At 42.1% G+C, this 11,753-nt stretch carries 11 protein-coding genes and 1 other annotated feature; of the genes, 9 read left to right on the forward strand and 2 right to left on the reverse strand.

Annotated features, from left to right (window positions below; translation table 11 throughout):
• Window positions 1-85 precede the first annotated feature (85 nt).
• From opp4C (LGO15_RS07020) to LGO15_RS07060, 9 genes are all read left to right on the forward strand, one after another.
• A complete protein-coding gene (gene opp4C, locus LGO15_RS07020) occupies window positions 86-925 on the forward strand; it encodes an oligopeptide ABC transporter permease (protein ID WP_226087840.1) in 840 nt (279 codons plus the stop codon).
• Between the two features lie 177 nt (window positions 926-1,102).
• Window positions 1,103-1,885, forward strand: coding sequence for a DUF2268 domain-containing putative Zn-dependent protease (locus LGO15_RS07025; protein ID WP_226087177.1), 783 nt, complete (start codon window positions 1,103-1,105; stop codon window positions 1,883-1,885).
• A gap of 178 nt (window positions 1,886-2,063) precedes the next feature.
• Window positions 2,064-3,086: an ABC transporter ATP-binding protein gene (locus LGO15_RS07030; protein ID WP_167832189.1), complete on the forward strand. Its 1,023-nt coding sequence runs from the start codon at window positions 2,064-2,066 to the stop codon at window positions 3,084-3,086.
• Window positions 3,086-4,072 carry an ABC transporter ATP-binding protein gene (locus LGO15_RS07035; RefSeq protein ID WP_167832190.1) on the forward strand — a complete coding sequence of 329 codons (987 nt, stop codon included), beginning with the start codon at window positions 3,086-3,088 and terminating at the stop codon, window positions 4,070-4,072. The genes LGO15_RS07030 and LGO15_RS07035 overlap by 1 nt, the downstream gene beginning before the upstream one ends.
• A 48-nt stretch (window positions 4,073-4,120) precedes the next feature.
• On the forward strand, window positions 4,121-5,842 hold the full coding sequence (gene opp4A, locus LGO15_RS07040; protein ID WP_167832191.1) for an oligopeptide ABC transporter substrate-binding protein: 1,722 nt from the start codon (window positions 4,121-4,123) through the stop codon (window positions 5,840-5,842).
• Between the two features lie 37 nt (window positions 5,843-5,879).
• Window positions 5,880-6,845 (forward strand): oligopeptide ABC transporter permease, encoded by a 966-nt coding sequence (opp4B, locus tag LGO15_RS07045; protein WP_167832192.1) that lies wholly within the window; start codon window positions 5,880-5,882, stop codon window positions 6,843-6,845.
• Between the two features lie 11 nt (window positions 6,846-6,856).
• Window positions 6,857-7,765 (forward strand): oligopeptide ABC transporter permease, encoded by a 909-nt coding sequence (gene opp4C / locus LGO15_RS07050; protein WP_167832193.1) that lies wholly within the window; start codon window positions 6,857-6,859, stop codon window positions 7,763-7,765.
• A 949-nt stretch (window positions 7,766-8,714) separates the two neighbouring features.
• Window positions 8,715-8,930 (forward strand): YuzI family membrane protein, encoded by a 216-nt coding sequence (locus LGO15_RS07055; protein ID WP_209438042.1) that lies wholly within the window; start codon window positions 8,715-8,717, stop codon window positions 8,928-8,930.
• Between the two features lie 81 nt (window positions 8,931-9,011).
• The gene (locus LGO15_RS07060; RefSeq protein ID WP_167833826.1) at window positions 9,012-9,758 is read left to right on the forward strand and encodes a YjbA family protein; all 747 of its coding nucleotides are present in this window, start codon (window positions 9,012-9,014) and stop codon (window positions 9,756-9,758) included.
• A gap of 61 nt (window positions 9,759-9,819) precedes the next feature.
• Here the strand turns inward: LGO15_RS07060 and trpS are convergent, their stop codons facing one another.
• Both trpS and LGO15_RS07070 read right to left on the reverse strand, forming a co-directional pair.
• The gene (trpS, locus tag LGO15_RS07065; protein ID WP_226087841.1) at window positions 9,820-10,812 is read right to left on the reverse strand and encodes a tryptophan--tRNA ligase; all 993 of its coding nucleotides are present in this window, start codon (window positions 10,810-10,812) and stop codon (window positions 9,820-9,822) included.
• Between the two features lie 103 nt (window positions 10,813-10,915).
• Window positions 10,916-11,143, reverse strand: a binding site (T-box leader).
• A 66-nt stretch (window positions 11,144-11,209) separates the two neighbouring features.
• Window positions 11,210-11,569 (reverse strand): DUF3899 domain-containing protein, encoded by a 360-nt coding sequence (locus tag LGO15_RS07070; RefSeq protein ID WP_167833825.1) that lies wholly within the window; start codon window positions 11,567-11,569, stop codon window positions 11,210-11,212.
• Between the last annotated feature and the right edge of the window lie 184 nt (window positions 11,570-11,753).

The raw sequence follows: 11,753 nt of genomic DNA on the forward strand, positions 1-11,753 counted from the left end.
GGGGGTAAACATGGCAAAAACAAATCTAGCCGGAAATCAATCTGGCAGCCTGGAATTGCATGGTGTCAACACCACGCATGACACAATGCTTGGGATCATTGTCAGGAAATTTGTGAAAAATAAACTTGCCGTATTTGGCGGCATTTTCCTGATCATCATCATCACTGCAGCTCTGTTAGCGCCAGTGATTGCCCCATACTCACCTTCCAAGCAGAACCTGCTTTTAAAATTGCAGCCGCCGAACAGTGAGCATTGGCTTGGGACGGACAGGTTTGGCAGGGATGTATTTTCAAGGCTTTTATATGGAGCAAGAATTTCATTGTTGGTCGGATTCGCATCCGTTCTGGGCTCCATTACGATTGGCACCTTCCTTGGAGCTGTAGCGGGCTATGTTGGCGGGATTGTTGATGCGATAATTATGAGGTTTGTCGATATCATTCTATCGATTCCATCCATTTTCTTATTGATCACTTTGGTCACGATCTTCAAGCCGGGAGTTGATAAGCTGATTCTGATCTTCGCGCTCCTGGGATGGACAACTACTGCACGACTTGTCAGAGGTGAATTCCTCTCACTAAGGTCGAGAGAATTTGTCCTAGCATCCAAAACGATTGGCACGAAGACGCCTACGATTATTTTCTCTCATATCTTGCCAAACGCGATGGGCCCAATCATCGTATCCGCTACACTGGCAGTAGGCTATGTCATCCTGGCAGAATCAGGATTGAGCTATTTAGGACTGGGAATACAGCCGCCGCACGCAAGCTGGGGAAATATGCTCCAGGATGCACAGAATTTTACGATTCTCTTGAAATCATGGTGGTATCCACTGGCCCCGGGATTGATGATCCTGCTGACTGTCATTTGTTTCAACTTTGTCGGGGATGGACTGAGGGATGCTCTTGACCCGAAGATTAACGAATAAAATTTGGTCTCAGTTTGAGCATGATAGAAAACCTATACAATCAGTGAAAAGCCAGGGACCTCTCTGGCTTTTATCTTATGTTGGGAAAATTTCTGTGTGTGAAGGTCGCTTCCGAACCATTGGCTGCTATTTTCATAAAATGAGTGTAAAAAAGGAAGTCAGTGGAGGGAAAGCAATGTGATTGTAAGGACAGACAAATGGCTTGAATCTGATTTTGACAATACAAAGAAGATGTGTGAAAAACTGCTTGACCATTTTCACGGAGCCGATGATCCAAAAAAAGTCTACTCTTATTTAAAGAACTTTGGCATGTACAAGCCGGATCGCAAAAACAAAAGAATTTTCGAGGAGCTGAAAAAGGAAGCATATTGGAATCGGATAGGGGTGATTTTTAATAAATACAAACGAAAATGGAATGGACCGGATATTCCGATTTTCATTTTTCCAATGGATCAATCGAATGCCAGGTTAATGAGGGAAGGGAAAGGGAAATCTGGTCTATCCTTCATAGATAAAATGTTCCTCTTTCTGACCCCGATCGATGATGAGAAAGAGCTGGAGGCATTGTTTGTACATGAATACCACCATGTATGCAGGATGAAGGCACAAAAGAAAAACCCTGAAGAATATACTCTTCTCGATTCAATGATCTTAGAGGGCTTAGCTGAGCATACTGTTGCCGAAAATTGCGGTGAACCTTACACAGGGGACTGGAGCAGGCGATATTCGACAAAAAAACTGGCTGATTTTTGGGAAAAAGATATTGAAAACAAGCTTTCAATTACAAGGAAAGACCGTGAACATGATGAAATTCTGTTTGGATTAGGAAGCAGGCCAAGGCTCCTAGGCTATGCGATTGGCTATGAATTAGTAAAACAATATAAACAACATAGAAATTTTACTGAAAAAGCATCATTTAAGATTCCTTCGTCTGAATTTACAAACTTACTAAAATTTTAATAATTTTTAGACATTAAAAAACCCAGTAACCACGGGTTTTTTTGTGTTATTAGAAAAATTATAAATTTCCCAATTGAAAAAAAAGTATTGCAAATGTAATAAATCTGTAATAACATTTTATTAAAATATATCGAATTTGCAGAATATTTTATTATTTAAAATGTGAGAAGGTGTCCTAATGAGCAATTATTCAATACATAATGAAGCACCTTTGCTGGAAGTCAAGAATCTTGAGACAGCATTTAATATCGATGGCGAATTTTACAACGCTGTTGACAAGGTAAGCTTTGCTGTCAAACCAAGGCAGATTGTCGGGGTTGTTGGCGAATCAGGGTGCGGGAAATCAGTTATGAGCTTATCGGTCATGCAGCTCCTTCCAAAAGGAGTTGGAAAGATTCGCGGTGGCGAGATTGTTTTCGAAGGAGTTCATCTCGAACAGCTATCCGAAAAGGAAATGAATAAAATCCGCGGCCGCGACATTTCAATGATCTTCCAGGAGCCGATGACATCGATGAATCCAGTTTTTACAATAGGATTCCAGCTGCAGGAAGTATTGTTTAACCACACGAAAATCTCTAAAGCCGAAGCAAGGCAGAAAAGCATCGCGCTATTGAAAAGCGTAGGCATTTCTCGTCCTGAGAAAATCGTAGATGAGTATCCGCATCAGCTATCCGGTGGTATGAGACAGAGGGTCATGATTGCGATGGCAATTGCAAACCAGCCGAAGCTTCTTATTGCGGACGAGCCTACAACAGCATTGGATGTAACAGTCCAAGCCCAGATTCTTGACTTGCTTAAGAGTATCCAGGAAGTAAATGATATGTCCGTCATCATGATCACGCATGATCTTGGCGTTGTTGCAGAGATGTGCGATGAAGTCATCGTTATGTATGCAGGCCGGATTGTAGAACGTGCTGATGTTGACACACTTTTCTATAACCCGAAGCATCCTTACACAGAATTGATGATGGGTGCCATCCCTAAGATGGATGAGGATAAAGAAGAATTAAGCTCGATCAAGGGAATCGTCCCGTCGCTAAAAAATATGCCTGCAACTGGCTGCCGTTTCGCAAACCGTTGTCCGAAAGCAATGCCAGAGTGTACAAGTATCACTCCACAGCTTGGAGAAGTCGAGCAAGGACATGAAGTGGCGTGCATTCTATATGAAGCAAGTATGCCAAAAGAAGGGGTTAAGGCATAATGAGCAATACAACTTTAACAGAAAAAGAGAATTTGCTGGAAATTAAGAATCTGAAAACCTATTACCCTGTCAAAGGCGGATTCTTCCGCCGCACAGTTGGGAATGTCAAAGCTGTCGACGATATTTCATTCGAAATCAAAAAGGGTGAAACATTAGGTCTCGTAGGAGAATCAGGCTGCGGCAAATCAACAACTGGTAGAACAATCATCAGATTGTTGAATGCGACAGATGGGGAAATCATTTTTGAAGGCAAGGATATTACTAAGTTAAGAGGCAAGACACTTCAGTCGATTCGCCAGGATATCCAGATGGTCTTCCAGGATCCTTATGCCTCACTTAACCCGATGCAAATGGTCGGTGACATTGTCTCTGAACCTATCCGGAACTTCAAGAATGCTAGTATGAAAGACTTGAAAAATGAAGTGATGGATTTATTAACAAAAGTTGGTCTTCCTGAAGATGCTTACTATAAATATGCCCATGAATTCTCGGGCGGACAGAGACAAAGGATTGGCATTGCCAGAGCGCTTGCGTTGAGACCTAAGCTGATCATAGCTGATGAGCCGGTATCGGCCCTTGACGTATCCGTCCAATCCCAGGTTCTTAATCTATTGAAAGAGCTTCAGAAGGAATTTGACTTAACTTTCTTATTCATCGCTCATGACCTTAGTGTCGTTAAGCATATGAGTGACCGGATCGGCGTAATGTATCTCGGCAATATGGTTGAAATTGCCGATCGCAACAGCATGTATGCTGAGCCGCTCCACCCATATACCCAGGCTTTGATTTCAGCCATTCCAATGCCGGATCCGCGCAGGAAGAAGGAAAGGATCGTACTCGAAGGAGATGTGCCAAGTCCATTGAATCCTCCAACAGGGTGCCCATTCCATCCGCGCTGCCCAGCTGCGATGGCAGAGTGTTCTCAAGTGAAGCCAGCTTTAAAGGAGGTGAAGCCAGGACACCGAGTTGCTTGCCACCTTTACTAGGGCAATAATTTTTGCAAAAAAATACAATAAAAAAACGGGGGGAAAACCATGAAGAAACCATTGCTTTGGCTAGCTATGCTAGTACTGGTTTTATCAACATTCCTTGCTGCGTGCAGCGGAGGAGACAAAGAGAAGACAACAGCTGATCCAAAAGAGGACGACAAAGACAACGCAGCAGAAGAAACAGGACCGCAAGATGGCGGTACATTGACTTACGCTTTAAGCTCTGAGTTCAAAGGCCTTTTGAACTGGAACTTCTACGATGCTGACGGAGACGATGACATCATCGCATTCTTCGACGATGCATTGATCGACTATGATGAGAACCTTAAGGCTGAGCCAAACATCGCTAGCTGGACTACTGATGACAACAAGGTTTTCACTTTCACTTTTGAAAAAGGCGTAAAATGGCACAATGGCGAAGAATTGACAGTTAATGACTGGGTATTCGCTCTTGAAACAATCGCTACTCTTGGTGGAGAACACCAACGCTGGTCTAACGTAAACACAATCGAAGGTGCAAAGGACTTCAACGAAGGAAAGACTGACAAGATCGCTGGTCTTGAAGTTGTTGATGACTATACTTTGAAAATCACTTTTGATAAAGCTCGCGTAAACAACCTTGAGAATGTTTGGGCTTACCCGCTTTCTCGCAAGGAATTTGAAGGAATCGATCCTAAGGATATGGCTGCTTCTGAGCAGGTCCGCACTAAGCCTGTAGGAACTGGTCCATTCAAAGTTGCAAAAGTTATCCCTGGTGAATCAGTAGAACTAGTTAAAAACGAAAACTACTGGAAAGGTGCTCCGCACTTAGACAAGATCGTTGTTAAAGTTATCGATTCTTCACTTACTACTGGAGAACTTAAGAATGGAACTCTTGACATGACTCCATTCCACCCAACAGTTCTTCCTGAAATCGAAGCACTTGATAACGTTGAAGTTGTGAAATTCCCTGGCTTATCTTACTACTACATCGGCTTCAAACTTGGTAAATACGATGGCAAGAAAAACGTAATGGACAAAGATAAGTATGCAAGCAAAGAATTGCGCCAAGCTATGCTTTTCGCAATCAACCGCGAAGAGTGGGTAGATGCGTTCTTCAGTGGATTAGGAAAGCCGCTTAACCGTCCTATCCCATCTTCACACTGGATTGCTGCACCTAACGAAGATATGCCGATCCAATATGAATACAATCCAGAAAAAGCAAAAGAAATCCTTGATAAAGCTGGATATGTTGATAAAGACGGAGATGGATTCCGTGAAGATCCAAAGGGAGAAAAGTTCACTGTTAAGTTCTCTCACTATGCAACTGGAAACCCAACTTTTGAAGCACGTGCAAAAGCTATGACTCAGTATTGGGAAGAAGTTGGCTTGAAGTCTGAGCTTCAAATGACAGATGTTAACCTTTACTATGATCAGCTTGAAAAAGATGACCCAGCTCTAGAAGTATTCTATGGCGGTTGGGGAACTGGCGCAGATCCGGATCCACTACCACTTTGGGGTATTGAATCAGTATGGAACTACCCACGTTGGGTAAATGAAGATGCTCAAAAGCTTCTTGAAGATGCTGTTGACCTTGAAGTAGTTGGAACTGACACAGAAAAGCGTGCAAAATTGTATTCTGACTGGCAGAAGATTTTCAACGAAGAAGTACCTGCACTTCCAATCCTTGAACTAGAAGAAGTTATGGCTGTTGCTGAGCGCGTTCAAGGCGTTAAGTACGACGTTTCTGGTTCTAACTCACCTCATGAATGGTGGATCAAGCAATAATCATTAGGTACCACCTATTCAGTTAAGGAGAATGCATATGCTTAAATACAGTTTACGACGCATACTCGGCATGATTCCTATGCTTTTCCTTATCTCTATTGTAGTGTTTTCCCTGGCGAAACTTATGCCAGGGGACTCACTCAGTGGGGAGATCGATCCGAACAATACGGATCCGGCATACATAGAAGAGATGCGCGAGAAGCTCGGGTATAATGACCCAGTCCACATTCAATATTTTACATGGATCACAAATTTCATGCAGGGAGACTTCGGGAAATCAACCCGTTATAAAATCCCGGCAAGCGAAATAATCGCAGAGCGTTTGCCAAATACGATATTTCTAGGTTTTACCAGTATTTTAATAACCTATGTACTAGCATTAATAATGGGCATTTATGCCGGAAGGAAGCCATATACGCTTGGCGATAACGCCATCGGTACAGCCAACTATATAGGCCTGGCACTCCCTTCATTCGTAGCTGGTGTGTTTGCAATCTATTTCTTTTCATTCAATTTAGGATGGTTCCCATCAAATGGATCGGTTGATATCTCGACTACAGAAGGAACAGCAGCCTACTGGTTAAGCAGGCTTCATCATGTATTCCTGCCTGCTGTGGTTTTAGGATTACTGAGTACCGCAAGCTATACGCAGTTCCTGCGTAATGACATTATAGAAAACAGCCGTAAGGATTTTGTAAGAACGGCCCGTGCTAAAGGCACAGCTGAAAGCAAGATTTACAATCAGCATATTTTACGTAATTCAATTATCCCACTAGTAACATTTCTTGGATTTGACATTGTCAACCTGGTCGGTGGAGCAATCATTACGGAAACGATCTTCACTTATCCTGGACTCGGTCAATTATTCTTGAACTCTGTCAGCCAGAGAGACTATCCAGTGCTGATGACACTGACAATGATGTTCTCATTCTTGACACTATTTGGAAATCTCATTGCTGATATTCTATACGGAATCGTAGATCCAAGGATCAGGCTTGATTAAGGAGGATGGCTATGGAAGTTTCTACAGCAAATAATACACAGATTAATCTGAAGCCGGAAAAAGGCTTGTCTCCTTGGGCCATTGCTCGCAGAAAGTTTATTAAAAACAAACTGGCGATGACAAGCTTGATCTTTTTGATCTTCGTAACCGTTGTTTCTTTCCTGGCTCCATATATTACTACTATTGATATTACGAAAATCAATATTGGTTCAATGTCACTTAAACCATCTGCTGAACACTGGCTTGGTACAGACAAAAACGGACGTGATGTTTTCACGAGATTATTGTATGGCGGAAGGGTATCCCTTTTAGTCGGAATTAGCTGTACATTATTCGTTATCTTTTTCGGAACAATTGTAGGATCAATCGCAGGATACTTCGGAGGAATTGTGGACAGCATGCTCATGCGTTTTACTGATTTCGTTCTGAACTTCCCATTCCTGGTTTTCGTTATCGTATTGGCTACAATTTTCTACGGTAAAATTAACGGTCTTGTCATCCTGATCATGGTTATCAGCTTGCTGAGCTGGGGCGGGGTAGCAAGGATTGTCCGAAGCAAGATCTTGGCGGAGAAGGAGAACGAATATATTCTTGCTGCAATCTCAATCGGATGTTCACCATTTAAAGTCATCACAAAGCATTTACTGCCTAATGTTCTTTCAACAATCATCGTACAAGCAACAATCTTGTTCGCTTCCATGATTGTCGCAGAAACAGGACTAAGCTTCTTGGGATTCGGTGTACCATCTGAAATTCCATCATGGGGTAACATGCTTGCATTCGCAAATGAACCAGACGTATTACAAGGAAAGCCGTGGATCTGGATTCCACCAGCACTTGCTATCACACTAACGATTTTGTCCATCAACTTCGTAGGTGAAGGCCTAAAAGATGCACTGAATCCAAGATCACGCCGTTAAAAAATCTACCATACAAAGGTAGATTTTTTATTTTGCCTATTTTTCGATATGAGTGCACCTGTTCGGACAAAATGACAGGTATGAGCGCTCAAAATGTCTTAAGTGGGATTAACTTCGGACAAAATTAGAAGCAGGAGCCCTGAAAATGTCCGAAGTAGCCCCGGGTTCAGACAAAATAGCAAGCCCGACGGCCGGTAAATGTCCAAAGTAGCCCTATGTTCTGACAAAACAACAAACTCGACGATCGAAAATGTCCAAAGTAGCCCCCGGTTCAGACAAAACCACAAGCAGGACGGCTGAAAATGTCCGAAGTAGCTCCAGGTTCAGACAAAACCACAAGCTGGACGGCCGAAAATGTCCCAAGTAGCCCCGGGTTCGGACAAAACCACAAGCTGGACGGCTGAAAATGTCTGAAGTAGCCCCAGGTTCGGACAAAACCTCAAACAGGACGACCGAAAATGTCCGAAGTAGCCCCCGGTTCAGACAAAACCACAAGCAGGACGGCTGAAAATGTCTGAAGTAGTCCCAGGTTCGGACAAAACCACAAGCAGGACGGCTGAAAAAGTCCGAAGTAGCCCTAGGTTCGGACAAAACCACAAGCAGGACGGCAGAAAATGTCCGAAGTAGCCCCAGGTTCAGACAAAACCACAAGCAGGACGACCGATAATGTCCGAAGTAGCCCCCGGTTCAGACAAAATAGCAAGCCGGAAGGCCGAAAATGTCCGAAGTAGCCCCAGGTTCAAACAAAATAGCAAGCCTGACCGGCAATAATGTCCTAAGTTGCTCCCCAGCAATAAACTAAACCAATCTGTTCAACCTTTACTGAATGAATTTAAGTCCTTTTTAAGTACTTCCTAACCAACTTCCTTCATATAAATGATAAAAAATGGACAGGCCGGGGTGAGGTATGTGAGTGATGTGAATAGTTGTTTTAAAGCGAGTAAATTTTATGATTTTTAGGCTTTTTGTTTTGACGATTGGATTTGGCTTGGCGGTTTCTGGTGGGATCAGCGCAATCGCCTATTTAAATATGCTGACAGCAGGCCATGGGTTGGATGAGTATCTTTCCTTTATATCTCGGAGAGTAGAGTGCTATTTCCTGCCAGCAGGAATGGGGATCATTTGGTTAAGTATTTATTGGCCCCATAATGACGATATAAATTGATCTTCCTTTTAAGGAATATTTTTACTAAGTGCTGCCCATACTGATGGACAAACAGTTTCTTGAAGTGAGGGGTTAATAATCATGTTGTATCTTCATGATGTCTGGGTAAACTGGTTTGAAGGGGAAGAGAATGGCTATAATGTCTGCCATTTCCACGAATGGCGGAAGGACGATGGCGTTGAGCTGCTTGACCAGGTGCCGCTTCTGAAAATTGACCATTTGTTATTTAATTACATTGAGAATGATTTATCAGAGCTGCCTCAACAGCTTCTGGATGACATTTATCGTAAGGCCTATTTGCGGAAGAATCATGAACGTACTCAGCTTGATTACTGCTTCGTCGTATCAGATGGAACGGGAATCCTGGCTGTTGACACGATCGGCTATAATATTCCCATCCGAAAAAGCCGGCTTATCCCTCGTCAGGAGCAGCTGGTGTACGAAATGATTGAAAATCAGGATACGATTCAATACGGGTTCAATGATCAAAGTGCATTAAAGGATTTCCATATCCTATCACCTTCTCCCGATTTAATGAGTGGATTGACCCGGAAGGAAAGACAGTTAAAGCAATTATTGTTCATGGCCATGGATCAGCTGAATTCTTCAAAAAATGTAGCTGAAGTCCGATACTGGTTCACTGAATGGAAGCCTGAATTATATGAAGAAATTCAGCGTCGCTCATTTGAAGATGTATGGGAGCAGTTATATGAAGAAACTAAGTTTGGCTGGTCAGATAAGCACGAGAAATTTTGCGAAAACATCATCAAAGGACAGGCCTTTTTCGAAAAACTTTGGGAAATGGAGCACGGCCCAAAAGTAAATTGACAAAACATTTGTATTTGCTTGACTAAAAACGGAGCTGACCTTTTGTCAGCTCCGTTTATTATTATCTGCGTTTACGCCCAAGGCCCATCGCATTTTCCATTTTCTTAAGCATTTTGTTCGCGACGTGGTTTGCTTTTTCAGCGCCACGATCAAGAATTTCATCCAGTTCAACAGAATCGATCAGCTCGTAGTATTTTTTCTGGATTGGTTCGATGACATCGACAACAACCTTTGCAAGGTCACCTTTGAAATCTCCATACCCTTTACCCTCATAGTCTTTTTCAATTTCCGTAATTTCTTTACCGGTTAAGATAGAATAGATGGATAAGAGGTTTGAAATGCCTGGCTTGTTCTCTTTATCATATTTTACAATGCCTTCGGAGTCGGTTACTGCACTTTTGATTTTCTTTTCGATTTGCTTCGGTTCGTCAAGCATGGAGATGAAAGCCTTGCTGTTAGTGTCCGACTTGCTCATTTTTTTCAGTGGATCCTGTAAGGACATAACTCTTGCTCCGACCTTAGCGATGCGCACCTCTGGAATCGTAAAAATGTCATTGTATTTCTTATTGAAACGTTCAGCTAGATCTCTTGTCAGCTCTAAATGCTGCTTCTGGTCTTCGCCAACTGGTACGAGATTCGTACTATATAGAAGGATATCTGCTGCCATAAGCGGGGGATAGGTTAAAAGACCGGCTGAGACAGCTTCTTTCCCAGTGGATTTATCCTTGAATTGCGTCATCCTTTCAAGCTCGCCTATATAAGCAACGCACTGCATCATCCATCCTGCCTGAGCATGTGCCGGCACTTCCGACTGAATGAATAAAGTTACTTTTTCAGGATCAATTCCTGATGCTATATACAATGCTGCAAGGCTTTTAATATTCTTGCGAAGCTGCAAGCGGTCCTGCGGTACGGTAATTGCATGTTGATCGACGATACAGAAATAACAATTATATTCTTCCTGAAGTTCTGTGAATTGCTTCATTGCACCGATGTAATTGCCAAGTGTGATGGTGCCGCTTGGCTGGATACCTGAAAATATAGTTTCCATGATAAATTCCTCCTACGAATATATAGTCTATTCTTCTGTCTGTAATCTATAAGATTTACCACAAACAGTCGAAAAAGAACACAAAAAAGACCATTCGCCCCTAATATATAGGGACGAATGGTCCGTGTTGCCACCCTAATTACTCACGAATGAGTCACTCTGCCCATGCCGATGCAGCATGGATTCCTTTAACGCAGGATTACGCCTGGATCTACTATCGTGTTCGAACCAGAAGCTCAAAAGTCCATTCCATCTGCCAGGCTGTTTGTTCCCACCAACCACAAACTCTCTGAAAGCCTTGAACAGATGTACTACTCTTCATCATTGCTCTTTTTGGATTAGATTTATTAACAATGATTATAAGCAAATCCTCAAGGATAAGCAAGGTACCATTAGAATTTTATAAATAATAAACGTACAATGTTGCAAGCATCACGATAAAGTCAAGCAACCCCACCAAAAACAGGGGGTTTGCGTTGATGGTGACTAGTTCTGATAATGGAGTCATTTCAGTAAAGGACTTTTTTTTCTCTTCTTTTCCGGCAAATACAGTCCGGAAAGAATAAGAAATAGCGTCGAAAAAACCTGAGTTAACTGTAAAGACTATTAGGGAAGTAAAAAGCAGGATGCTAGCAATGTAAAAAGAGATATTTACATAACTGAGCAAGGTGATACTCTGTTGATAGACAAGTGAAAGGATCAAAACCAATAATTGTGAAATGAAAAAACCAAAAAAAATTTTCCCAAATCTATTACGCATTTTTCTAATTCCCCCTTATATTGTTATTTCGTAAAAGTAATTTTGTGTATAACTCCTCGAAAAAAAGCAAATATTACAATATGTTACAGGCTGGATTTTGCTTGATAAAGGCTTATAAGTCACCATTATAACACAATGCAAGGAGGAAATTTATTACTATTGTTTCAAAGTTGTAAATTTTTCG

The organism is Mesobacillus sp. S13, assembly GCF_020422885.1.
In the GTDB taxonomy this organism is placed as follows: domain Bacteria; phylum Bacillota; class Bacilli; order Bacillales; family Cytobacillaceae; genus Mesobacillus; species Mesobacillus selenatarsenatis_A.

Excerpts from the sequence above, each read along its gene's own strand:
- opp4C (WP_167832193.1), top strand. The coding sequence starts at position 6,857 with ATGGAAGTTTCTACAGCAAATAATACACAGATTAATCTGAAGCCGGAA.
- LGO15_RS07060 (WP_167833826.1), top strand. The coding sequence starts at position 9,012 with ATGTTGTATCTTCATGATGTCTGGGTAAACTGGTTTGAAGGGGAAGAG.
- LGO15_RS07035 (WP_167832190.1), top strand. The coding sequence starts at position 3,086 with ATGAGCAATACAACTTTAACAGAAAAAGAGAATTTGCTGGAAATTAAG.
- LGO15_RS07070 (WP_167833825.1), bottom strand. The coding sequence starts at position 11,569 with ATGCGTAATAGATTTGGGAAAATTTTTTTTGGTTTTTTCATTTCACAA.
- opp4B (WP_167832192.1), top strand. The coding sequence starts at position 5,880 with ATGCTTAAATACAGTTTACGACGCATACTCGGCATGATTCCTATGCTT.
- opp4A (WP_167832191.1), top strand. The coding sequence starts at position 4,121 with ATGAAGAAACCATTGCTTTGGCTAGCTATGCTAGTACTGGTTTTATCA.
- opp4C (WP_226087840.1), top strand. The coding sequence starts at position 86 with ATGCTTGGGATCATTGTCAGGAAATTTGTGAAAAATAAACTTGCCGTA.
- LGO15_RS07030 (WP_167832189.1), top strand. The coding sequence starts at position 2,064 with ATGAGCAATTATTCAATACATAATGAAGCACCTTTGCTGGAAGTCAAG.
- LGO15_RS07055 (WP_209438042.1), top strand. The coding sequence starts at position 8,715 with ATGATTTTTAGGCTTTTTGTTTTGACGATTGGATTTGGCTTGGCGGTT.